The sequence below is a fragment of the Mesorhizobium sp. M7A.F.Ca.US.008.03.1.1 genome, from assembly GCF_003997495.1.
GTDB lineage: Bacteria > Pseudomonadota > Alphaproteobacteria > Rhizobiales > Rhizobiaceae > Mesorhizobium.
Map to the genome: position 1 here is coordinate 61,442 of NZ_RZRU01000004.1, position 23,052 is coordinate 84,493.

23 protein-coding genes and 1 pseudogene are annotated in these 23,052 nt (G+C 62.2%); 18 read left to right on the top strand and 6 right to left on the bottom strand.

Annotated features, from left to right (window positions below; translation table 11 throughout):
• Nucleotides 1-72 precede the first annotated feature (72 nt).
• Nucleotides 73-360, top strand: coding sequence for a hypothetical protein (locus EOA16_RS08320; protein ID WP_127257071.1), 288 nt, complete (start codon nt 73-75; stop codon nt 358-360).
• A gap of 78 nt (nt 361-438) precedes the next feature.
• Here the strand turns inward: EOA16_RS08320 and EOA16_RS08325 are convergent, their stop codons facing one another.
• Nucleotides 439-1,590 carry a GNAT family N-acetyltransferase gene (locus EOA16_RS08325; RefSeq protein ID WP_127257073.1) on the bottom strand — a complete coding sequence of 384 codons (1,152 nt, stop codon included), beginning with the start codon at nt 1,588-1,590 and terminating at the stop codon, nt 439-441.
• The gene (locus tag EOA16_RS08330) at nt 1,587-2,582 is read right to left on the bottom strand and encodes a sterol desaturase family protein (RefSeq protein WP_164754164.1); all 996 of its coding nucleotides are present in this window, start codon (nt 2,580-2,582) and stop codon (nt 1,587-1,589) included. The genes EOA16_RS08325 and EOA16_RS08330 overlap by 4 nt, the downstream gene beginning before the upstream one ends.
• 326 nt (nt 2,583-2,908) lie before the next feature.
• Here EOA16_RS08330 and EOA16_RS08335 point away from each other — a divergent pair, with 326 nt between their 5' ends.
• Both EOA16_RS08335 and EOA16_RS08340 read left to right on the top strand, forming a co-directional pair.
• Entirely contained in the window at nt 2,909-3,673 is a 765-nt protein-coding gene (locus EOA16_RS08335) for a TlyA family RNA methyltransferase (RefSeq protein ID WP_127257077.1), read from the top strand.
• Nucleotides 3,670-4,911, top strand: coding sequence for a class I SAM-dependent RNA methyltransferase (locus EOA16_RS08340; protein WP_127257079.1), 1,242 nt, complete (start codon nt 3,670-3,672; stop codon nt 4,909-4,911). The genes EOA16_RS08335 and EOA16_RS08340 overlap by 4 nt, the downstream gene beginning before the upstream one ends.
• Before the next feature lie 5 nt (nt 4,912-4,916).
• Here EOA16_RS08340 and EOA16_RS08345 read toward each other — a convergent pair whose 3' ends face one another.
• The 4 genes from EOA16_RS08345 to EOA16_RS08360 all read right to left on the bottom strand — a co-directional run bounded on the left by EOA16_RS08345 (nt 4,917) and on the right by EOA16_RS08360 (nt 7,833).
• On the bottom strand, nt 4,917-5,306 hold the full coding sequence (locus EOA16_RS08345; protein ID WP_127257080.1) for a type II toxin-antitoxin system VapC family toxin: 390 nt from the start codon (nt 5,304-5,306) through the stop codon (nt 4,917-4,919).
• Complete coding sequence (locus EOA16_RS08350; RefSeq protein ID WP_127257082.1) at nt 5,293-5,568, bottom strand: AbrB/MazE/SpoVT family DNA-binding domain-containing protein; 276 nt, start codon at nt 5,566-5,568, stop codon at nt 5,293-5,295. The genes EOA16_RS08345 and EOA16_RS08350 overlap by 14 nt, the downstream gene beginning before the upstream one ends.
• A gap of 140 nt (nt 5,569-5,708) precedes the next feature.
• Nucleotides 5,709-7,121, bottom strand: coding sequence for a metalloprotease TldD (tldD, locus tag EOA16_RS08355; RefSeq protein WP_127257083.1), 1,413 nt, complete (start codon nt 7,119-7,121; stop codon nt 5,709-5,711).
• Between the two features lie 157 nt (nt 7,122-7,278).
• Nucleotides 7,279-7,833 carry an invasion associated locus B family protein gene (locus EOA16_RS08360; protein ID WP_013532781.1) on the bottom strand — a complete coding sequence of 185 codons (555 nt, stop codon included), beginning with the start codon at nt 7,831-7,833 and terminating at the stop codon, nt 7,279-7,281.
• Nucleotides 7,834-8,092: 259 nt separating this feature from the next.
• Here EOA16_RS08360 and coxB point away from each other — a divergent pair, with 259 nt between their 5' ends.
• The 15 genes and pseudogenes from coxB to EOA16_RS08435 all read left to right on the top strand — a co-directional run bounded on the left by coxB (nt 8,093) and on the right by EOA16_RS08435 (nt 23,020).
• Nucleotides 8,093-9,109, top strand: coding sequence for a cytochrome c oxidase subunit II (coxB, locus tag EOA16_RS08365; RefSeq protein ID WP_164754165.1), 1,017 nt, complete (start codon nt 8,093-8,095; stop codon nt 9,107-9,109).
• 38 nt (nt 9,110-9,147) lie between these two features.
• Nucleotides 9,148-10,800: a cytochrome c oxidase subunit I gene (gene ctaD, locus EOA16_RS08370; RefSeq protein WP_127257087.1), complete on the top strand. Its 1,653-nt coding sequence runs from the start codon at nt 9,148-9,150 to the stop codon at nt 10,798-10,800.
• A 75-nt stretch (nt 10,801-10,875) separates the two neighbouring features.
• Nucleotides 10,876-11,820, top strand: coding sequence for a heme o synthase (locus EOA16_RS08375; protein WP_127257088.1), 945 nt, complete (start codon nt 10,876-10,878; stop codon nt 11,818-11,820).
• A gap of 2 nt (nt 11,821-11,822) precedes the next feature.
• The gene (locus tag EOA16_RS08380) at nt 11,823-11,981 is read left to right on the top strand and encodes a hypothetical protein (RefSeq protein WP_013532777.1); all 159 of its coding nucleotides are present in this window, start codon (nt 11,823-11,825) and stop codon (nt 11,979-11,981) included.
• Entirely contained in the window at nt 11,981-12,613 is a 633-nt protein-coding gene (locus tag EOA16_RS08385; RefSeq protein ID WP_127257090.1) for a cytochrome c oxidase assembly protein, read from the top strand. Before EOA16_RS08380 ends, EOA16_RS08385 begins: the two co-directional genes overlap by 1 nt.
• Before the next feature lies 1 nt (nt 12,614).
• Nucleotides 12,615-13,496, top strand: a complete 882-nt coding sequence (locus tag EOA16_RS08390; RefSeq protein ID WP_127257091.1) for a cytochrome c oxidase subunit 3 — start codon at nt 12,615-12,617, stop codon at nt 13,494-13,496.
• A 90-nt stretch (nt 13,497-13,586) separates the two neighbouring features.
• Nucleotides 13,587-14,078, top strand: coding sequence for a L,D-transpeptidase family protein (locus EOA16_RS08395; protein ID WP_127257093.1), 492 nt, complete (start codon nt 13,587-13,589; stop codon nt 14,076-14,078).
• Between the two features lie 3 nt (nt 14,079-14,081).
• The gene (locus EOA16_RS08400; RefSeq protein WP_127257094.1) at nt 14,082-14,486 is read left to right on the top strand and encodes a DUF983 domain-containing protein; all 405 of its coding nucleotides are present in this window, start codon (nt 14,082-14,084) and stop codon (nt 14,484-14,486) included.
• On the top strand, nt 14,483-15,238 hold the full coding sequence (locus EOA16_RS08405) for an SURF1 family protein (protein ID WP_164754166.1): 756 nt from the start codon (nt 14,483-14,485) through the stop codon (nt 15,236-15,238). The genes EOA16_RS08400 and EOA16_RS08405 overlap by 4 nt, the downstream gene beginning before the upstream one ends.
• Nucleotides 15,239-15,326: 88 nt before the next feature.
• Complete coding sequence (ispH, locus tag EOA16_RS08410; protein WP_127257096.1) at nt 15,327-16,337, top strand: 4-hydroxy-3-methylbut-2-enyl diphosphate reductase; 1,011 nt, start codon at nt 15,327-15,329, stop codon at nt 16,335-16,337.
• A gap of 5 nt (nt 16,338-16,342) precedes the next feature.
• Nucleotides 16,343-17,305: a homoserine kinase gene (locus EOA16_RS08415; protein ID WP_127257098.1), complete on the top strand. Its 963-nt coding sequence runs from the start codon at nt 16,343-16,345 to the stop codon at nt 17,303-17,305.
• An 11-nt stretch (nt 17,306-17,316) separates the two neighbouring features.
• Nucleotides 17,317-17,847 carry a ribonuclease HI gene (gene rnhA, locus EOA16_RS08420; RefSeq protein WP_127257100.1) on the top strand — a complete coding sequence of 177 codons (531 nt, stop codon included), beginning with the start codon at nt 17,317-17,319 and terminating at the stop codon, nt 17,845-17,847.
• Between the two features lie 40 nt (nt 17,848-17,887).
• A pseudogene (locus EOA16_RS08425) lies at nt 17,888-18,470 on the top strand (histidine phosphatase family protein).
• A gap of 297 nt (nt 18,471-18,767) precedes the next feature.
• Nucleotides 18,768-21,872: an AAA family ATPase gene (locus EOA16_RS08430; RefSeq protein WP_164754167.1), complete on the top strand. Its 3,105-nt coding sequence runs from the start codon at nt 18,768-18,770 to the stop codon at nt 21,870-21,872.
• Nucleotides 21,872-23,020: a YcaO-like family protein gene (locus EOA16_RS08435; protein ID WP_127257103.1), complete on the top strand. Its 1,149-nt coding sequence runs from the start codon at nt 21,872-21,874 to the stop codon at nt 23,018-23,020. Before EOA16_RS08430 ends, EOA16_RS08435 begins: the two co-directional genes overlap by 1 nt.
• Nucleotides 23,021-23,052: the final 32 nt, after the last annotated feature.

The following is a 23,052-nucleotide window of genomic DNA, read 5'->3' on the forward strand; positions in this document are numbered from 1 at the left end:
TGCTTACCGTGTCTGTTGGCCGTTTTTCAATGGCGCCCTGCTAGATCGTGATCAGGCAGGGAAATAACAACAATGAAAACGCTTCTGTGCGGTGTAGTGCTTTGCACCGTCATCGTCTCGCCGGCCACAGCCGAAACGCGCTATGATCGCAGCCTCGAAAAGGCGGCCATGGGCATCGTCGCCGGCAAGATGGGCGACATCCGCGGCGGCTTTTCCTTCAAGCAGGTGCCGCAATTGGTGGTTCTGCCGGCCCCTGTTCCCGCACCTGCCATCGAGCCTGCACGCGAGCAAGCTTCGGGAGGGCGCGAGGATGGCTTGTCTCCAGCCGTCGAGCGCCCCGTTTCGCGAAGCGAATTCTGAGCCGGAGAGCAGCAAGCCTTGATCGGGATTGCCCGATCGTTTCATCGTGCTTGCCGCTGTGAAAAAGCGTCGGCAATGCTACTCCGCCGCCACCAGCTCCGCTTGGTGCGCCGGTTTCTCGGGGCGCCAGGATTGCGCCGCGTGGCGGGCTCGGTCTGCCAGGGCGGCAAGGCGTCCGCGCAGGTTTCGTCCACCCACCACTGACGACAAGATCACCGAATGCGTCGCAAAGCGGCGCTTGAAATCCTCGCCGCCGCAGAGAAAATCGATCGTGGTCAAGCCCCGGTCAAACGACCACTGGATGTAATCCATCATCAAGACCATGCCCGGCGAGGCCCGTTCGAAGGCCGGGTCATAGGTGGTGACGAAAGCCATCATCGTTCCATGCTGCTCGAAATTGATCGAGATGGCGATGATCTCGTCTTCGCGTTCGAGCACGAAGATGCGCAGCAACCCAAGCCCTGCCAGAACGGAAATCAGTGCCGCCAGCGCGGGGGAACCTTCGTCGAAGAGGTCCGAAACGCGGCCGTGTTTTGCAAGCCATAGCCGCTTCAGCGCCGCGACGCGCTCCAGCACCGGCTCGCGGGCTTCGTGCGCATCCATCAAGCGGAAACGCAGCGCGCCGCCTTCCTCCATGAATTTGTAGCCTCGGCGATAGTTTTGCCGGGTTTTCTTCGACTGGCTTTCAAACCATTGTACGCCGCGTTGTCCGGCGCTGGAAACTCGGTAGCTGACCTCGCTGCGGTGGCTCGGCTGCAAGATGCTGCCTTGGCCTGGCGCGGCGGGACCGAGCAGGGTCCGGAATCGGGCATCGGGCAACAGACGATTGAGGTAGGCAAGATCGAAGCCGCCATCGTCGAGGATATGTTGCCAGAGTTGCGGCAGGATCTGTGGCTCGGCATCGGGAGCAAGCAGGACGTCGCCATAGTCGCAGTGATCCTTCGCCGCCCATTCCAGCATACGAATGCCCGAGCGCCAGAAGGTCGCGAGCGCAATGACGGCCTCGAGGCGCTCGCCGCTCCAGACCAGGCCGATCCTGAGACCGCGACGTTCCTGATGCGGTGTGGTGTGCCACCAGGCCGAGATCCAGTCGGGATGCTGGAAAACGAGGCCGCCGGCGCGTTGCCAGAGCGCTGCCCAGGCGGGCGCGATTTCTGCCAGTCGCGCTGACGAGGTTGCAATTTCGATCCGGTGCGTTCGCGGCATCCGGAACACGGCGGGTCCGTTCATGGCTTGGCCCTTTGCGGCGATTGCTGTGGCTCGGGCTTGTCTGTGCGGAAGTGTCTGGCGATCTGTCGCCACATCCGCTTCAGCGGCATGACGTACAGGCCTGCGAGCGACTGGTAGTCGCGCACGTTGCGTTCGATCAAACCGAACTTGAAGTCCTCGTCGGGTCTCGGAACGCACAGAGTTCCGAAGAGCCGATCCCAAAACGAGAAGAGCAGCCCGAAGTTCTTGTCGTAATGGCGAGGGTCGGTGCTGTGGTGCAACTGATGCCAGTGCGGGCACAGGATCAGATTGTTCAGCGGTCCAAACGAGATCTTGAAATGCGTGTGCCTGACGAAATCCATCATCAGGATGTTGCGTATGATGTAGACGTTGACGCCGAAGACGGTCAGCTCAACGAGGTTCAGCGACAGCAGCGACCAGATGCCGAAGCAGATGCCGGGAATGACGCCGTCCCAGGCCCGGTTCATCAATTCGTCGAGCGGGTGGACGCGATCCTTGGTGATGCCGACCATCACCTCGGCCGAATGGTGGACCTTGTGCAGTTCCCAGAGCACCGGGTAGCGGTGCTGGGCGACGTGATAGAGATAGTACGAGATATCGTAGGCAAGCAGCATGGTGATGGTGAAGATCGTCACCGTCACCGGCCCTGCCGGGCCTTCAATCAGGGGCGGCTGGATTGCCAGCAGTGTGGAGAGCAACCAGTTCGTCGCATAGCCGATGGCGCTGACGAAGACGACGCCGGCGGGCATCATGAGGAATGGCATCAGCGCCTTCCGCGTCACCCAGAACAAAAGGTCGGCTTTCGCCGAAGGATGCGTGATGACCTCATGCGGGACCGCGAACTCGAAGAACTCTTTCCAGCTCTTTTTCTCGACCGTGCGCCAGTAGGCGACCAAGGCGCTGACCAAAGCAGTCAACAACAGAAGTCCGGTCGCCAGCAGGCCGGCGCCGGAAATCCGGTCAAGAACCTTGTAGACAATATCGCTGGCCATTTCCAAGGTTGCCGCCTCTTCATCCGGGTTTTCCGGTCGTCGCGGTCATAACATTGAAGTCCTCAAGCAAATGCGATGAAAATTGGTTAAGAAATCATGAGGCTTTCTAGGTTTTTGGTATTTGTCCGCAGGCGGCGAGACCTCATGCTTCGGCGGTCATCCGTCTCAACGGGCATAACGCATGGATATTCATAAGGATGGTCGGCGGGACGGAACGCCTCACCATCGTCGCCGCTCAAGATGCTGGGCGTGATGATGGGAACGGGGAACGAAATGCTTCCGGCTGGCGCTCTTGCCATCGTCGTCGGCTTTCGCCATGAAGGCCGATGAATTCGCCTTTGCCAGCCAGCACCCGCCAGCGGCTCGACGACCTGCTCGTCCAGCGCGGGCTGTTTGCCAGCCGCTCGCGTGCCCGCGACGCGGTCGAACGCGGCACGGTGACGGTTGACGGTGTCCTCGCCCGCAAGCCCGGCCAGAGCGTTTTGCCGCAATGCCACGTTACCATCGATGATCCGGCGCAAGGCTATGTGTCGCGTGCAGCACTCAAGCTGATCGGCGGGCTCGACCATTTCGGCCTTGATCCTGCCGGTCGTGAAGCGCTCGACATCGGCGCCTCGACCGGCGGCTTTACCCAGGTTCTGCTGGAGCGTGGCGCTGCCCATGTCACCGCGATCGATGTCGGGCATGGCCAGATGCATCCTGATATCGGCGGCGACCCGCGAGTTACGGTGATCGAAGGACTGAACGCCCGCGACCTCGCCTTCGCCGATCTCGGCGGGCGTATTCCGGATTTCATCGTCTCCGACGTCAGCTTCATCTCGCTGAAATTGGCGCTGCCGCCGGCGCTTGGCCTGGCGAAGGCTGGCGCCAAGGCCATGTTTCTGGTCAAGCCGCAATTCGAGGCGGGCCGTGATGCGATCGGCAAGGGTGGTCTGTTGAAAGACCCCTACGACGCCTCCCGTGTCGCCGGCCTGCTGCAGGATTGGCTGGACTCCGTTCCCGGCTGGCGCTCGCTGGGGCTGCATTTGTCGCCGATCGAGGGCGGCGACGGCAATCGCGAATTCCTGCTCGGTGGGATCAAGGACCGATGAGCGCGCGCTTCAGCATCAGGAAACTTGGCGCCCAGGGCGACGGCATCGCCGAGACCGAGACAGGCGATCTGTTCATTCCCTTCACACTGCCCGGCGAAACGGTCACCGCCGCGCGCGAACGGGATCGCGCCATGCTGATGGCGGTGCTGGAAGCCTCGCCGCTGCGCATCGATCCCGCCTGCCGCCATTTCACCGAATGCGGCGGTTGCGCGCTCCAGCATTTCGAAGCCGAAGCCTATCGCCAGTGGAAACGCGAAAAGGTGGCGCACGCCTTGAAAGGCAAGGGCATCGATTGCGAGATCGGCGAACTGGTCGCCTGCGCGCCGCAGACGCGCCGCCGTGTCGTGCTTGCCGCCAGGCGCACCGATACAGGCATGCTGCTCGGCTTCCATCGCCATCTGTCGCCGGAGATCATCTCCATCGAGGAATGTCCGATCTCGCTGCCGGAGATCGTTGCCGCGCTCGATCGCCTGAAGGCGCTCGCCGAATTGGTCTGCGCCACCACCAAATCGTTCCGCATGACGGTCACCGTGACCGGTTCGGGGCTCGATGTCGCGGTTCACGAATCCGGCAAGCTCGGGGAGCACCAGCGCCGTATCGCGGCCAATTTCGCCATGGCGCAGGGCTTTGCCAGGCTGTCCATCGATGACGAGATCATCATCGAGCCGAAAAAGCCGGTGGTCATGTTCGGCAGCGTCGCTGTCGGCTTGCCCCCGGGCGCGTTCCTGCAGGCAACCGAGGCCGCCGAACAGGCGATGGCCGATATCGTCGGCGGACATCTGAAGCGTGCCAAGAAGGTGGCGGATCTTTTCGCCGGTTGCGGCAGTTTTGCTCTGCGCCTGGCCGCGAAGTCTGAAGTCCATGCGGTGGAGGGCGATGCGCCAGCCCTTTCGGCGCTCGACCGGGGATCGCGCTTCGCCACTGGCCTGAAGCGGGTGACGGGCGAACGCCGCGACCTGTTCCGCCGGCCGCTGACGTTCAAGGAGTTGAATGCGTTCGACGGCCTGGTGTTCGATCCGCCACGCGCCGGCGCCGAAGACCAGTCGAAGCAGATCGCCCGCTCGGATGTTCCCTACGTTGCCGCGGTGTCCTGCAATCCGGTGACGCTCGCGCGGGATTTGCGCATTCTGCTCGATGGCGGCTACGTCTTGAAAAGCGTGACGCCGATCGACCAATTCCTGTGGTCGCCGCATGTCGAGGCGGTGGCGCTGCTGGAGAAGCCGAAGCGGCGGCGGTAGGCGTCCTATGCTTCCTGTACGCCGTCGTGTCCGGCAGCTCTCGCCGCTTTGACAAACCTAAGGTCGAACGTCGCGAAGCCTTCACAATGGGCAGATTTGCTGAGATGCAACGCATCAGCAAAATCCATTCCCTTCTCTGCTAGGTCAAGCGCGGACGACACGGCCGCTCCGTCCTCGACTTCAACCGTGGGGAGCCCGCCAAATGTCCGCAGCGCTTGCACGATATCGGTCTGCGCATAGCCATAACCACTGCGCAACACCCATTCGACCTCAAGTACTACTGTAACGGGGACGAAAACAGGTCGGCCATCGATCAGTCCTCGGGCTCGATGAGCCTGCTCCGCATGATCGCCAGTCAAGTAGCGGACGATCAAATTGGTATCAATCGCGAGCATGGCGCCGGCGTGCCTCCGCCAGCACAGCGGCGTCCATTTCTTCCAGTGTCAGAGGTTTGCCTCTACTCGGCAATGACGCAAATACGTCCTCTGGCCGTGTTGCGGCGAAGGCCGGCGTCGGCCTAAGCAGTACGCCTTCCGGTGTGTCTTCGACAACAAGGCGAGTCCCTGCGACCCACTCCCTCCGTTTCCGGATCGAACTTGGCAGAATGACCTGCCCCTTTGTGGAGACAGTGGTGATAAGCTTGTCTGAGGCAGCCATAGCGGCTCTTCCCTTGATGTAAGACAAAGGTAAGATAAACTTAGGCGGTGACGAATTCAAGGCTGAATCGCCAGGCTCCGAAGGAGCGGACGTGCTGTGCCATCCGCCTAAGTTATCGGATGCAAGGCGAGCCCGGGCCATCAAACCCTGGTGCCGCCCACCGTCATCTGGTTCATGCGCAGATGCGGCTGGCCGACGCCGACGGGCACGCCCTGTCCGGCCTTGCCGCACATGCCGATGCCGGTGTCGAGCTTCATGTCGTTGCCGATCATCGAGACGCGGTGCATGGCGTCCGGCCCGTTGCCGATCAGCATCGCGCCCTTGATCGGCTGCGTCACCTTGCCGTTCTCGATCATGTAGGCCTCGGTGCAGCCGAAGACGAATTTGCCGGAGGTGATGTCCACCTGGCCGCCGCCGAAGGAGACGGCATAGATGCCGTTCTTAACCGAGGCGATGATTTCGTCCGGCTCCATGCCGCCCGCTGTCATGTAGGTGTTGGTCATGCGCGGCATCGGCTGGTGTGCGTAGCCTTCGCGCCTGCCGTTGCCGGTCGCCTTCATGCCCATCAGCCGGGCGTTCTGGCGATCCTGCATGTAGCCGACCAGCTTGCCGTCCTCGATCAGCACATTGCGGGCCGAAGGCGTGCCTTCGTCGTCGACTGTCAGCGAGCCGCGCCGCTCGGGCATCGTGCCGTCGTCGACGACGGTCACCCCCTTGGCGGCGACTTGCTGGCCGAGCAGGCCGGCGAAGGCCGAAGTCTTCTTGCGGTTGAAATCGCCTTCCAGCCCATGGCCGACAGCTTCGTGCAGCATGACGCCCGGCCAGCCGCTGGACAAGACGATGTCGAAGGTGCCGGCCGGCGCCGGTATGGCCTCGAGATTGACCAGGGCTTGCCTGAGCGCCTCCTTGGCGGCGTGCTTCCAGCTGTCCTCGACCAGGAATTCGCCAAACGCCTTGCGGCCGCCCATGCCGTAGGAGCCGCTCTCCTGGCGGTCGCCATTGCCGACAACGACGGAGACGTTGATGCGGACCAGCGGGCGGATGTCGCGCACCACCTGGCCGTCGGCGCGCACGATCTCGACATGCTGCCAGGACGCGGCGAGCGATGCCGAAACCTGCCGCACGCGCGGATCCTCGGCGCGCAGCCAGGCGTCGATTTCCTGCAAGAGCTTTGCCTTGGCCTCGAAGGAAGGCGAGGGGATCGGGTTCTCTTCGCCATAGAGATGGCGGTTGGTGCGGGCGGGTGCGGCGGCAATCGTGCCGGAATAACCGCCCTTGACGGTTGAAACGGCATCGGCCGCGCGCAGCAGCGACGCCTCGGACAGGTCGCTGGAATGGGCATAGCCGCTGGCTTCGCCGGCAACCGCACGCAGGCCAAACCCTTGGTCGGTGTTGAAGTTGGCGGTCTTCAGCCGGCCATTATCGAACATCAGCGCTTCGCTCTCGCTGTATTCGAGGAACAGTTCGCCGTCATCGGCGCCGTTGATGGTCTCAGTGACGATCTGCTTGATGCGATCGTCTGAAATGTCGAATTGGCCGATCAGGCTGTTCATGGCGCGTCCGTTCACAGGAGGAATGGGTCTTTGCCACGATGTAGGCGCGAAGGTGCGCCGAGACAATCGTTCTGCCGCATTGTGAAGACAAAAGCGGTTTGCCAGCAGCCCGCCGATGTCACTTCTGGTTGATGAAGTCGGTGATGTCGCCGGGCTGTCAGGGGAGCGCGGCGAAGCCGTCGGCAAAACCCTTGAGGTCGACCGGGATGCCGATGCCTTCTTCCGGGGTCTGGAAGACGATGAAGGTGGCCGACGTGCCGGTCTTCAGCGTGTCGAGAAGCGGCTTTTCGAGGATGACCTCGGCATAGCAGCCGTCCTGGAAGCAGCGCACGAAATAGGCGCGGCCGATATCCTTGCCGTCGACATTGAGGCCAAGCCCGTTGGGCAAAAGCACGCCGAGCGGCGCCAGCACGCGCAGGATCTCCGCCTTGTTGTCGGCGGTGCGCAGCACCACGACCGACAGTCCCATCTCCGGACGGTCCTCGGCGACGACGTTCTGCATCATCACGCATTGTTCCGAGGTGGCACCGGCCGGCGTGTCGCAGATGATCGACCATGCGCCATGCGTCGAGCGCACGGTACCGCTCGGCTGCGCGGCGTTCGCCGTGCCGGACACGATCGCGGACAAGCCGATGCCAGACAGGGCGGCGAAAAAGATGACCTTCGCCCAGTTTCTCGAAAACCGAGAGTTTCTCGAAAGCCAGTAATTCATGACGGCTCCATTGCGAATCACGGCACTTTAAGCTGCGCCAAAGCCAAGTAAAGGACGAGACCGCACCAGGTCTGCCCCGAAAAAGCCAATACGGCGCTTTTCCCTGCCAATTTCGCCCGAATTGCGACGTTAAGCACGTGCGGCCCGCGGGAATGCTGCTGTGGGCTGAATGTAGGCGATTCGGGGCTGCCGCCGCTGCCTTCAAAGGCACATCCGGGCTTGCGCGCAAAAATGCCGCACGGTTTCGTCCGCTCCTTTCTTGCGGAGGGAAAAAGAGTATGGTTTGAACCAGCTTGAAACTGTCGGGATTCCCGTCCCGGCATTGTTCGTTATTCTCGTGGGTACCGTAGCGAGGAACTGGGAGACGATGAGGGCGATGAGAAATTTCCTGGCAAACGCCAAGGTTCCAGCAAGTGCCAAGTTTCTAAGTGCTTGTGCCGCTATCACGTTTTTCGCCGGCGCATCCGCCCATGCCGATCAGCCCAAGAACTGGGAGACAACCTTCCAGGCGCCGGCGACCGACATGATGCGGCAGATCGAGTGGTTCGGGAACTACACAATGTGGTTCATCGTCCCTATCACCATCCTGGTGCTGCTTCTTCTCGCCTATTGCATCGTCAGATTCCGTGCGAGCGCGAACCCGGTTCCGTCCAAGACCAGCCACAACACGCTGATCGAGGTGATCTGGACTGTCGGTCCGGTCGTCATCCTGCTTTGCCTGGCAATTCCCTCGTTCCAACTGCTGACCGCGCAGTACACGCCGCCGGAAGAAGCCAAGCTGACCGTCAAGGCGACCGGCAACCAGTGGAACTGGGACTACGAGTACCAGACCGAGAACACGCTCTCCTTCAACTCCGCGATCCTCCAGGACGGTGATCGGGCCGGCGCCGGCAAGGAGGACCGCAAGGTCTATCCGCGTCTGCTGGCCGTCGACAACGAACTGGTGGTGCCGGTCAACACCATGACCCGCGTGCTCGTCACCGCGACCGACGTGATCCACTCCTTTGCCATGCCGTCGTTCGGCATCAAGATCGACGCCATTCCGGGCCGTACCAACGAGACCTGGTTCAAGGCGGAGAAGGAAGGCATCTTTTACGGTCAGTGCTCGCAGCTCTGCGGCAAGGATCATGCGTTCATGCCGATCGCCATCCGTGTCGTATCCGACGCGCAGTTCAAGACCTGGCTGGCGGCAGCCAAGACCGATCTGCCCGGCGCCAACAAGACGCTGATGGCCGAGGTCGACGGCCAGAACAAGGTAGCGGCCGCCGGCAACTGATGCCGCGGGTTAGCAAGATTTAGGGAACGGAGCGGAACATGGCAGACGCTGCAGCTCACGACGGGCACGACCACAAGCCTTATCACGGCTGGGTCCGCTGGGTTTATTCGACCAATCACAAGGACATCGGCACGCTCTACCTGATCTTCGCGATCATGGCCGGCATCATCGGCGGTGCCTTGTCGGTCGCCATTCGCATGGAGCTGCAGGAGCCCGGCATCCAGATCTTCAGCGGCCTGGCGCAGATGGTCTATGGCATGAACGGTGACGCCGCGATCGACGGCGGCAAGAGCATGTACAATGCCTTCGCCACCGCGCACGCCCTGATCATGATCTTCTTCATGGTCATGCCGGCGCTGATCGGCGGTTTCGCCAACTGGATGGTTCCGATCATGATCGGCGCGCCCGACATGGCGTTCCCGCGCATGAACAACATCTCCTTCTGGCTGCTGCCGCCGGCCTTCATCCTGCTGCTCACCTCGATGTTCGTGCCGAGCGCGCCCGGTGCCTTCGGCGTCGGTGGCGGCTGGACGCTCTATCCGCCGCTGTCGACCTCGGGTCAGCCGGGGCCGGCCATGGATCTGGCGATCCTGTCGATCCACATTGCCGGTGCCTCATCGATCCTCGGCGCCATCAACTTCATCACCACCATCTTCAACATGCGCGCGCCTGGCATGACGCTGCACAAGATGCCGCTGTTTGCCTGGTCGGTGCTGGTCACCGCCTTCCTGCTCCTGCTGTCGCTGCCGGTTTTGGCCGGCGGCATCACCATGCTGCTCACCGACCGCAATTTCGGCACCACCTTCTTTGCGCCAGATGGCGGCGGCGACCCGATCCTGTTCCAGCACCTGTTCTGGTTCTTCGGCCACCCTGAAGTGTACATCCTGATCCTGCCGGGCTTCGGCATCATCAGCCACGTCATCTCGACCTTCTCGCGGAAGCCGGTGTTCGGCTATCTCGGCATGGCCTATGCCATGGTGGCGATCGGAGCCGTCGGCTTCATCGTCTGGGCGCACCACATGTACACGACCGGCCTGTCGCTCGACACGCAGCGCTATTTCGTCTTCGCCACGATGGTCATCGCGGTGCCGACAGGCGTGAAGATCTTCTCCTGGATCGCGACGATGTGGGGCGGGTCGATTTCGTTCAAGACGCCGATGCTGTGGGCGCTGGGCTTCATCTTCCTGTTCACCATCGGCGGCGTCACCGGCGTCCAGCTGGCCAATGCCGGCCTCGACCGCTCGCTGCATGACACCTATTTCGTCATCGCCCACTTCCACTACGTGCTGTCGCTGGGCGCGGTTTTCGCCATCTTCGCCGGCTGGTACTACTGGTTCCCGAAGATGACCGGCTACATGTATTCGCCCGTCATCGCCAACACCCACTTCTGGGTCACCTTCGTCGGCGTGAACCTGATCTTCTTCCCGCAGCACTTCCTCGGTCTCGCCGGCATGCCGCGCCGCACCATCGACTATCCCGATGCGTTTGCCGGCTGGAACTATGTGTCGTCCATCGGCTCTTATATCTCGGCCGTCGGCGTCCTGATCTTCCTCTATGGCGTGTTCGAGGCCTTCCAGAAGAAGCGGATCGCCGGCGCCAACCCATGGGGCGAGGGCGCAACGACGCTCGAATGGCAGCTGCCTTCGCCGCCGCCCTTCCACCAGTGGGAACAGCTGCCGAAGATCAAGTAAGGCGGCTGCCCGCTCGAATACGAAACCGCCGGTCCGCCGGCGGTTTTGGCCAACGGATGATGGACTTAAGTACGCATGGCCCTTGTCGACGACCCATTGATTGACGAAGCGGGCTTTCGCATGTCGGAAGCGACGGCGGGCGATTTCTTCGCGCTGCTGAAGCCGCGCGTCATGTCGCTGGTGGTGTTCACCGCCTTTGTCGGCCTGGTCGCCGCACCCGTGACCATCAACCCTCTGCTGGCGGTGATCGCCATCCTGGCTATTGCGATAGGTGCTGGCGCCTCCGGTGCGCTCAACATGTGGTACGATGCCGACATCGACGCCGTGATGACCAGGACCGCCAGCCGCCCGGTCCCGGCCGGCCGCATCCAGCCGCACGAAGCGCTGACCTTCGGGCTGGTGCTGTCGGTGCTGTCGGTGATGACGCTCGGCGTGCTGGTCAACTGGCTGGCGGCGACGCTGCTGGCCTTCACCATCTTTTTCTACGCCGTCGTTTACACGATGTGGCTGAAGCGCTGGACGCCGCAGAACATCGTCATCGGCGGGGCCGCCGGTGCCATTCCGCCTGTGATCGGCTGGGCCGCGGTGACCGGGACGGTCAGCCTCGAGAGCATTGTCCTGTTCCTGATCATCTTCCTGTGGACGCCGCCGCATTTCTGGGCGCTGGCGCTGTTCAAGTCCGAGGACTACGCCAAGGCCGGCATCCCGATGATGCCGAATGTCGCCGGCCACGCTTCGACCCGCCGCCAGATCTTCGCCTATGCGCTGGTGCTTGCCCCGGTCGGCGTGCTGCCGTGGCTGCTTGGCTACACCACGCCGTTCTATGGCGTGGCCGCCCTGCTGCTGGGAGTCGGTTTTGTCTGGTACGCTTGGAAAGTGCTTGGCATAGCCGACGATGACCGCGTCATGAAACCGGCCAAGGCCCTGTTCGCCTATTCGCTGCTTTATCTCTTCGCCATCTTCGCTGCCTATCTGGCCGACAGCGTTGTCGAACGCGCGCTTGCCATGGGTGGAGCATGACCATGATAGAGGAAAAGCTCGAGACCGTCACGTTGACCGAGCGTCAGAAGAAGGCGCAGCGCAGCCGTTCCATCGCCATCGGCGTGGCGCTGGCGCTGCTGGTGGTCATTTTCTACATCGCGACGATCGTGAAGTTCGGCCACAATCTGGGCACGATGTGATGAGCGTCGAGACGTCCAAAAAAACGGCGGGCAAGAACAGCAACGTCATCGTCGCGGCTGTCTGCCTCGCCTTTTTCACCGGCATGATCGGCATGGCCTATGCCGCGGTGCCGCTCTACAAGATGTTTTGCCAGGCGACCGGCTATGGCGGCACGACGCAACGTGCCGAGAAGCAGTATGCCGGCCGCGTGCTCGACCGCGAGATCACCGTCCGCTTCGATGCCAACATCGCTGGTGTGCCGTGGGAGTTTCAGCCGGTCCAGCGCTCGATGACGATGAAGATCGGCGAGACCGTGCAGGCGCACTATCAGGCGACCAACAAGTTCGACCGTCCCGTGACCGGCCGCGCCACCTTCAACGTGCAGCCTGAACTGGCGGGACCCTATTTCAACAAGGTCGAGTGCTTCTGCTTCACCGACACGACGCTGAAGCCCGGCGAGACGCTGGACATGCCGGTCCTGTTCTACGTGGACCCTGACATCGTCAACGTGCCGGAGCTCAAGGACGTGAAGACGATCACGCTGTCCTACACGATGTTCCCGGTCGAGAAGACCAAGCCGGTCGCCTCCTCTCAGCCGGCCGATGGCAATAGCAAGACAATTTCGAATACCGAAGCAAATCTCGGGGGTTGATATGGCAGACGCGCACGCAAAACCACAGCATGACTATCATCTCGTCGACCCGAGCCCGTGGCCTTTTCTGGGATCGGTAGGCGCACTTGTCACCGCCTTTGGCGGCGTCTGCCTGATGGAGTACCTGAAGGGCGGCTCGTTCCCGATCTTTGGCTTCAACATCGCCAATCCATGGCTGTTCTTCATCGGTCTCGTGATCATCCTCTACACCATGTTCGCCTGGTGGTCGGACACGATCAAGGAAGCGCATGAGGGCCATCACACGCGTGTCGTGTCGCTGCATCTGCGTTACGGCATGATCATGTTCATCGCCTCGGAGGTGATGTTCTTCGTTGCCTGGTTCTGGGCCTATTTCGATGCCAGCCTGTTTCCGAGCGAAGTCCAGCAATATGCCCGCACCGCGTTTACCGGCGGTGTCTGGCCGCCGAAGGGCATGGAGGTTCTCGATCCCTTCCATCTGCCGCTCTACAACACCGTCATCCTGCTGCTGTCGGGCACCACGGTGACCTGGGCGCACCATTCGCTCATCCATGGCGATCGCAAGGGGCTGATCAACGGCCTGGTGCTGACCGTTGGCCTCGGCATGCTGTTCACCATGGTGCAGGCCTACGAGTACATGCACGCTCCGTTCGCCTTCAAGGATTCCATCTATGGCGCCACCTTCTTCATGGCGACCGGCTTCCACGGTTTCCACGTCATCATCGGCACCATCTTCCTGTTGGTCTGCCTGATCCGGGCGATGAAGGGTGATTTCACCCCCAAGCAGCATTTCGGCTTCGAGGCGGCCGCCTGGTACTGGCACTTCGTCGACGTGGTCTGGCTGTTCCTGTTCGCCTCGATCTACGTCTGGGGATCGGTTGGCGCGGTGATCGAGGGCCACTGATCCGCCCTAGGGGATTTTCATTTCTGGAGGCGGCCGCGGCAACGTGGCCGCCTTCTTCTTTTTGGCGCAATGATTGCCGATCCATAGCCTATGCGGCTAACAATTTTCCGGGCCATTTGCGCATTGATGATCGCGGCACTCCCGGCCTTTGCCGGCGAGAAGGTGGACCTGGTGCGTGTCCACAAGGCCGAACGCCGGCTGGAGCTGATCGGCGACGGCAAGGTCCTGCGAAACTACGGCATCGCGCTCGGCGGCGATCCCATCGGGCACAAGCACCAGGAGGGCGATCAACGTACGCCCGAGGGGCGCTATGTCCTCGACTGGCGCAACCCGAACAGCATCGCGCATAAATCGATCCATATTTCGTACCCCAATGCCGACGATGAGGCCGCCGCCAGGGCGCGCAACGTCGACGCGGGCGGCATGATCATGATCCATGGCCAACCGAATGGTTATGGCTGGTGGGGCTGGCTGCTTCAATTGGTCGACTGGACCGATGGCTGCATTGCGGTTACGGACTCCGACATGGACGAAATCTGGACGCTGGTGGCCGATGGCACACCGATCGAAATCGAGCGGTAAGCAATGAGCGATGACGCTTCCACGAGTGAAGACAGGGCGATCTGGCCTCCGATCGACCCGATTTCAGCTGGCCTGCACGGCCGCTGCCCGCGTTGCGGCGAGGGGCGGCTGTTTTCCGGCTTCCTCGCCGTCGGCAAGCGCTGCGTCAATTGCGGCCTCGATTATTCCTACGCTGACGCCGGCGACGGGCCGGCGGTGTTCGTGATCCTGATCATCGGCTTCCTCATTGTCGGCCTGGCGCTCTGGGTAGAAGTCACGCTCAGCCCGCCGCTCTGGCTGCATCTGCTGGTCTGGATCCCGCTCGCTGTGGTGCTGTGCCTGACGGCGCTGCGGCTGATCAAGGGCGTTCTGCTGACGCTGCAATACCGCAACAAAGCGGCCGAGGGCCGGCTGGATCGCGGCGAATGAGCGAGGCTTCCGTTAAGACGGACGGTCGTTCGCGGCCGCGATCGGCATTGCTGCTCGGCCTTGGCCTTGTGCTGTTCCTGATCCTGCTGACGCTCGGCACCTGGCAGGTGCAGCGCCTGTATTGGAAGGAAGGCCTTCTGCAGACCATCGACCAGCGCACTCATTCGGCGCCCTTGCCGTTGGTTGAGGTCGAGAAAGAGTTCGCCGCCACCGGGGATGTCGATTATACGCCTGTCACCGTCACCGGCACGTTCCTGCATCAAGGCGAACGCCATTTCTACGCGACCTGGGAAGGTGACGCCGGCTTCAACGTCTACACGCCGCTGGCGCTCGACGATGGCCGCTTCGTCCTGATCAATCGCGGCTTCGTGCCTTACGATCTGAAGGACGCCGCCAAGCGCGCCAAGGGACAGGTGACAGGCAGGGTGACGGTCACCGGGCTCGCTCGCAACCCCCTGCCGGCGAAGCCGTCGGTGATGCTTCCCGACAACGACGTGGCGAAGAACATCTTCTACTGGAAGGATCGCGACGTGATGGCTGCGAGCGCCGGTCTGCCGGCGGGTGCTGCGCTGGTGCCGATCTTCATCGACGCAGACAAGACTCCAAATCCAGGCGGATTGCCGGTTGGCGGCGTCACCATCATCGACCTGCCGAACAGCCATCTGCAATATGCTGTCACCTGGTACGGGCTTGCCGCAGCGCTCGCCGCCGTGCTCATCCTGCGGCTTCGCCGCCCTGCGAAAGAGGAATGAACGCGGGCGACGCCCCCTTTCTACCGATGCCCTTGACAGGGCAGGGGTGCGCACCTCATTTCGGCTTTGATCAACCGGCCCGGATTTAATGCTTCAGACAACCACCAAACCACCTCTGACGATCCGGCTCTGCCAGCCGCGCGGTTTTTGCGCCGGTGTCGACCGTGCCATCCAGATCGTCGTGCTGGCGCTGAAGAAATATGGCGCGCCGGTCTATGTCCGTCATGAGATCGTGCACAACCGCTACGTCGTCGAGGGGCTGCAAAGCCTTGGCGCCGTCTTCATCGAGGAACTCTCCGAGATCCCGGCCAAACATCGGCAGTCGCCCGTCGTGTTCTCGGCGCATGGCGTGCCGAAATCGGTGCCTGCGGATGCGAAGGCGCGCAATCTCTTCTATCTCGATGCCACCTGCCCGCTGGTGTCGAAGGTCCACAAGCAGGCGATGCGCCATCAGCGGCTCGGCCGCCATGTGCTGTTGATTGGTCACGCCGGACACCCCGAGGTGATCGGCACCATGGGCCAGCTCCCGGACGGAGCGGTGACGCTGATCGAGACCGAAGCCGATGCCGCAAAGCTCTCGCCCGCCGATCCGCAGGCGCTCGGCTTCGTTACCCAGACCACATTGTCGGTCGAGGACACCGCCGGCATCATCCGCGCCTTGCAGGACCGCTTTCCGGCGCTGCAGGCGCCGGCGGCGGAATCGATCTGCTATGCCACCACCAACCGCCAGGAGGCCGTCAAGGACACCGCGCCGGGCGCTGATCTCTATCTGATCGTCGGCGCGCCGAATTCCTCCAATTCGCGACGCCTTGTCGAAGTGGCGGAGCGTGCAGGCGCTACCATGTCGCTTCTCGTGCAGCGCGCCGCCGAGATTCCGTGGAATGACATCGGCAACATTTCGACGCTCGGCCTGTCGGCCGGCGCGTCGGCGCCCGAGATCATCGTCGACGAGATCATCGACGCGTTCCGGCAGCGCTTCGATGTCACGATCGACCTGGCCATCACGGCCACGGAAACCGAGGATTTTCCGGTCATGCGGGTATTGCGCGATGTCGAACTGACGCGGGCCGACATGGCCTTCGTCAATGGAGCCGCGTAAGGCACATGGCGGTCTACACCGACGTTGCGGAAGGCGAACTCGGCGCATTCCTGAAGCACTATCCGGTCGGCGATCTCCTGTCCTACAAGGGCATCGCCGAAGGCACCGAGAACTCGAACTTTCTGCTGCACACCTCGAGCGGCTCCTACATCCTGACGCTCTATGAGAAGCGCGTCGAGAAGGCGGATCTGCCGTTTTTCCTCGGGCTGATGGGCCATCTCGCCAACAAAGGCGTGTCCTGCCCGCTGCCGGTGACCGCGCATGACGGCAGCGTCATCGGCACGCTCGCCGGCCGGCCGGCGGTCATCATCACCTTCCTGGAAGGGCTTTCGTTGCGGCGACCAACGGCGACGCATTGTGCCGAGGTCGGCAAGGCGTTGGCGCAGTTGCATCTGGCCGGCGCCGATTTTTCGATGACGCGTCCGAATGCACTGGCCATCGACGGCTGGCGCAAGCTCTGGGACGCAGCCCGCGACCGCGCCGACGAGGTCGAGCCGGGGCTGGCGGCCGAGGTCGATGCCGACTTCGCCGATTTCGAGCGCGACTGGCCGAAGGACCTTCCCAAAGGTATCATTCACGCCGATCTTTTCCCGGACAACGTCTTCTTCCTCGGCGAAAGGCTCTCCGGTCTGATCGACTTCTATTTCGCCTGCGACGACCTCTATGCCTACGATATCGCCACCTGTCTCAACGCTTGGTGCTTCGAGAAGGATTTTTCCTTCAACCTAACCAAGGGCAAGGCGCTGCTCGCCGGCTACCAGAGCCTCCGGCCCCTGAGCGGCCAGGAAAAGGCTGCGCTGCCGATGCTGGCGCGCGGTTCGGCGTTGCGCTTCATGCTGACCCGGCTGTACGACTGGCTGACCGTTCCCGATGGCGGGCTGGTGATGAAACGCGATCCGACCGAATACATCAGAAGGATGCGGTTCCACCGGGCGATCAAATCTCCTTCGGAATATGGACTGGCCTGATATGGGGTATCATGAGCAAACTGGTTGAGATCTTCACCGACGGCGCCTGCTCGGGCAATCCCGGCCCCGGCGGCTGGGGCGCAATCCTGCGCTTCAACGGCACCACCAAGGAGCTTTCCGGCGGTGAGGCCGAGACGACCAACAACCGCATGGAATTGTTGGCCGCTATTTCGGCGCTGAATGCGCTGAAGGAACCTTGCGTTGTCGACCTTCACACCGACAGCAAATATGTCATGGACGGTATTTCCAAGTGGATCCACGGCTGGAAGAAGAACGGCTGGAAGACCGCCGACAAGAAGCCTGTGAAGAACGGTGAACTCTGGCAGGCGCTCGACGAGGCCAACAAGCGTCACAAGGTCACCTGGAACTGGGTCAAGGGCCATGACGGCCATGTCGAGAACGAGCGCGCCGACGAACTCGCGCGCGAAGGCATGGCGCCGTTCAAGAAAGGCCCGTTCAGGCCTGCAGCTGCGCCAAAGCCTGCTGCGCCGGCCAAACAACCGGCAATCGCGAAAGTGCGGCGCTCGACCCAGAGCTATTGATTCCGAGCGCTGGACGGGTCTCGGGCAGGGGATTTCTATCGTGCCGCTCCTCTACTACGTCACGCATCCCCAGGTTCAGGTCGATGCCAAAGTTCCCGTGCCGGAATGGGGGCTGTCCGACATCGGACGGGCGAGAGCGGTCGCAATGCTCGATCAACCCTGTCGGGTCGATCCGGCGTATCGTGTCGTCGGCTGAACGCAAGGCGATGGAAACCACCGAGATCCTCGCAACGCATCTGCGTCTTGCCATCGAGGTGAGGGAACGGATGCATGAGAACGATCGATCGGCAACGGGCTTTCTGCCGCCGCCGGAGTTCGAGGCTGTCGCGGACCAGTTCTTCGCCAATCCACACGAGAGCGTTCGCGGGTGGGAGCGCGCCATCGATGCCCAGCATCGCACCGTGAGCGAAGTCGAAGTCGTGCTCCGCAGCAATGACGCCGACGACATTGCTTTCGTAGGTCATGGAGGCGTCGGAACGCTGCTGTTGCTGTCTCTCAGTGGCAAGGAAATCAGCCGCCAAGCGGATCAGCCGGCCGGCGGCGGCAATTATTTCGCGTACGATATCGGCGCAGCCCGTGTCGTCCGCGGATGGCGGCTGATCGACGGGCCGGCGCAGCCGTGAAGCTCAGACCAGACCAGATGCGCGTCAGCGACATCGATCTCCCAGACAGGGGATGTCGTCGAGTGTGAAGACGACGCGCATGGTTGTTGTCTGCACTCCCATGATCCGGCTCCCCCGCCAACCCACAGGCGAGAGGTCCTGGGCAGCCGTCGCACGTTTCGGCGATCGCCGCTCTGCAATTTGTGCTCTGTCGTACTTTTGATAGTATGCCGTGTCAGCGAGGGTGACATGTCGGATAGGAGCCGAGTTGATGTTCCGAGGGCCGGCACTGGCTTGCGCCTTCCGGTCGGTGCGGGCTTGATCGACGATGGCGCTCAAGCCCGTCACGAGCGGCGTGTCCTGACCGCCCTGTGCTACGATCTCGTCGGTTCCACCGAGTTGCTCGGACTGCTTGGCATCGAGGATTTCGAGGAACTGATCCTGGCGTTTCAGCTGGCCGCCAAGGAAGCGATAGCATCCTGCTCCGGCACCGTGAGGGTCGAGGTCGGCGATGGCGGCGTCGCAATGTTCCCGGTCGATCTGGGCGCGAAGGATTCGGCATCGCTGGCAATCAGCGCCGGACTTGCAATCGTCAAGGCGTGCAAGCGCCTCGCGGCGGAGAAAGGGAGGAGCGACCTGCATGTAAGGGTCGGCGTGGCGACCTCAATGGCGCTGATCCTGAAGGGCGACACCGCCGCAGCGCAGGACACTGTCACCGGTCCTGCATTTGCGCTGGCAGCCAGGCTGCAGGCAATCGCCAGGTCGGACACCGTCTTCGTCTCCAACGATACGCGCAATCTGACACGCCGCTCACACGTATTCAGCTTCTGTGGCGCTCACCTGATCAAAGGTTTCGCGCAACCCGAGCAGGTCTGGCAGGCGCTGAGCCACAAGCGAAAGGTAGACCGCTTCTTCGCGTTCGGACGCCTCGCCAGCCCCTTGATCGACCGTACGGATGAGGCCAAGCTGATACATCAATGTTGGACCGAAGCCGTTTCGGGACGGGGCCAGGTCATCCTGATCGAGGGCGAAGCCGGCATTGGCAAGTCGCGCATCCTGCACGAGGTGCGTCGGCGAACGCGCTTCCAGCGCGACAAGTTGCTCCTCTTCCAATGTATGCCAGGCGACTCGCGCTCGACGCTGTATCCACTACGGCAGGCGATGCTGGGAAATTTCGACGCCGGCGAGCCTGCATTGACTTCGACGCTTGTGGCCGAGGTGTTCGCCGCGCATGACGTTCACGACGGTGAAGTCGTCGACATCTTTTCTTTTCTGCTGGGCGCGGAAGGCGCAAGTTCCGGATTCCAGGAGATGGATCCGGACGTAATCCGGGAGAAGGCTGACTGGGCCGCGCGCCGAGCGCTACAAGCAATGTGCGCCGGTGGCCCGCTGGTCTTATTCGTTGAAGATATTCACTGGATCGACCTGACGTCGAAGCAGCTGCTCGGCGAGCTTGCAAAGCTGGTTCCCAGTTGTCCTGTGCTCTTGATCGTGACGACAAGGCCTGGATTTGGCGACTGGTTGGACGGAAAAAGCAAACATGTCCTGCTCGCTCCCCTGGAGCATGCGGACACCTTGCAGGCAATCGCGACGATGTGGCCTCAGGGCAAGCGAGCGCTCGCGCCTGAGCCTGAGCTGATAGAGTTGGTCGAGCGCGTAACCGGCGGTGTGCCACTGTTCATCGAAGAGGTTTGCCAATGGATGGCGGAGGATATCGCCAACCGCACGGAGCAGCTGCCACAAGGCGCTTCGCTCGGCCGCGCGTCGGTGTTGGAAACTGTGCTGGATGCCCGGCTGGAGCCTCTCGGCCGCGCCCGCGAGGTAGCGCGAGCGGCCGCCGTCGCCGGCGGCAGGTCCAGCCTGGACTTACTGTCGGCGCTCTTGCCGGAATTTGACCAGGGCACAATCTCCGCGGCGCTCGATGCCTTGGGCGAGGCAGGCTTCGTTCGCGCCAGGCACGCAGGCGTTTCGCTATACGCGTTCCGGCATGCACTCATCCAGGAAACGATCTACAATGGAACGCTGCGGAAGCGGCGGCAGACCCTACATCAGCGTCTCTATGCGGCGGTGAACGGCAACCGCAGCATCGCCAGATGGCTGACGACGGCAGCACTTGCCGACCATGCCGAGCGAGGAGGCCTGCTGGAGGAAGCGATCGGCGAATTCGTCAATGCCGGCATGGAAAGCTCGTCCCGTTCGGCCATGACCGAGGCAAGGCAACTGCTCGAGCACGCCATCGGACTTTGCGAGCAGATTTCCGATCATGACAGACAGGACGCGCTACGGCTCTCGGCAATGGTGGCGCTCGGGCCGATACTGACTGCCGTCGAAGGGCCGAATTCCGAGCACGCCCGCAAGCTCTATGACGACGGCGTAAAGATCGCACGGCGACGGCCGATGGCGGAGCGCGCCAAGTGGTTCCCGATCTATTGGGGTTGGTGGTTCACCGGCTCGATCGTCGATGGCGAGCGGGCGCAGGCCGTTGTCAGCGACCTGACGGAGGTCAATGACCCAGAGATCCAGTTGCAGGCCAGGCACTGCTTGTGGGCGGTCGATTTCAATCGCGGAGACCATAGCGGATGCATAGCTGCGATTGATGCCGGATTGCCGCTCTATGACGTGGGCCAGGGGCACGCGAATGCCACCCGTTTCGGGGGGCATGACGCGCGTGTGTGCGGCTTGGCGCATCGTGCATTGTCGCTGTGGTTCTCGGGGCGTGCAACAAGCGCTCTTCGGTCCATGTCCGAGGCCCGGCGCTGGGCGCAACAGACTGGCCATGTCAGCAGCATCACGCATGCCTGCATCAATGACGCCATGCTCAGTTGCTATCGCCGCGACTTCGCAGCGCTGCGTCACGTGATTGCGGATCTACGACAGCTGACCGCGCGTTATCACCTGCCTTCGCTCGCCGTCTCGGCGCAAATCTTCGAGGGCTGGTGCGATGGCAACGCTGGCCATCTCGAGCAAGGCAAGGACAAGATGCGCGAGGGCCTCGGCCTGCATGGAAAGGTGCAGACGCCGGAGGACGAGCCCGTCTATTGCGGCATGTTGGCGGAACTTCTAGCGCGCTCGGGTGAGACCGACCAGGCGCTCGCGCTGCTTCATTCAGCTGTAGCCGAGGCCGAGGCGGGCGGCAGTTGCTACTGGCTGGCGGAGCTGCACCGGCGAATCGCGCAACTTCTCGTCCTCGTCAAGGCGGAAGCCAGCCAGGCGGCCGCCGCCTTTGAGAGGAGCCTCACCACTGCAGCCGAGCAAAACGCCGTACCCATCCTGATCGGAACCTATGAGACGCTCAGATCATCGAATGTCTCGCCCGAACTGCTCCGTCGCTACAGCGATCGTGTCGAAACGGCAAGGAAGTCAGCCGAGCCTGGCGAACCGCTGATCGTGAACCCCGAACCGGAACTGCGGGCCAGCCGATAGTGGAACAGTATGAGCGCATTGGTCCTCCTGCAGACGAGGCGCTGGCGTATCTGATGTCGATGCGACAAGCGTTGGGCATCACCCGTATCGCGGATATCACCGGCTTGGACCGCGTTGGCATCCCGGTCGTGCAGGCAACGAGGCCGTTCTCGTTTTCAAACGCAGTTGCGCAGGGAAAGGGCGCCAGCCTAGCTCGCGCCGCGATATCGGCCATTTTGGAATCCGCTGAAGGGTTTTTCGCCGAGCGCATCGAATATTTTGACGTCGTCCACGGTTCGGCCAAGTCGCTCGAGATACCCTCCGGGCGATATGAAACTTGGCTGCGAGAGCCTGCACTTGCTGATTGGCGAGACAAGGAAACGGCCTGGGTCTCAGCGGAGAACCTGCTAAGCGGCAGCTGCGAGTTCGTTCCGCTGGAATTGGTGCACACGGCCTATCTCGTACCGCCCAGCCCCTGTGACGGAATTTTCACGCCAACGACAACCGGACTGGCGGCCGCGCTTGATGAAACAGACGCCGTCACGCACGGCATACTGGAATGCGTTGAACGGGATGCGATCGCCCGCGCTCTCAAGACGCATGGCTTTCTGCAACATGAGCGAATCGATCCGGCGACCATCGATGACGCAAGGGTCCTGACGCTGTTGGATGAACTTGCACGAAAAGACATGATCGTCGGCCTTTGGCTCGCGCCGTCGCCTGTCGGCCTGCCAGTGATCTGGTGCCATCTGATGGAAAGCAATCCTCGCGAAACGGCACTCCTCAATCTGCCAGCCGATGGTTCGGCCGCTGCATTCGATCCGGCGGCAGCTGTCGTCCAAGCGATCCATGAGGCGGCGCAGGCAAGGCTTGCGGCGATATCGGGTGCGCGCGATGACATTACCCGGGCGTCTTATCCGAAATATCCGGACTGGCAGCTTATCGCGGCACACCGGCAACTGATCACCGGCGGCCGCAAGGATGTGAGTTTCGCCAGCCAGCCTGCCTATCGAGCGGCGGCCGGCGAGACCTTGTTGCGCAGCCTTCTCACCAGGCTGGAGGAAAGCGGAATTTGCGCTGTGTACCTAGTCCGCCTTAACACCAGCCCTTGGAACCGGCTGTCGGCCGTCAGGATAATTATCCCCCAATTGTACCCGCTGGTGGAGTGACCGGATGCGGCCCTGGCTTCTTTTCGCCGGAC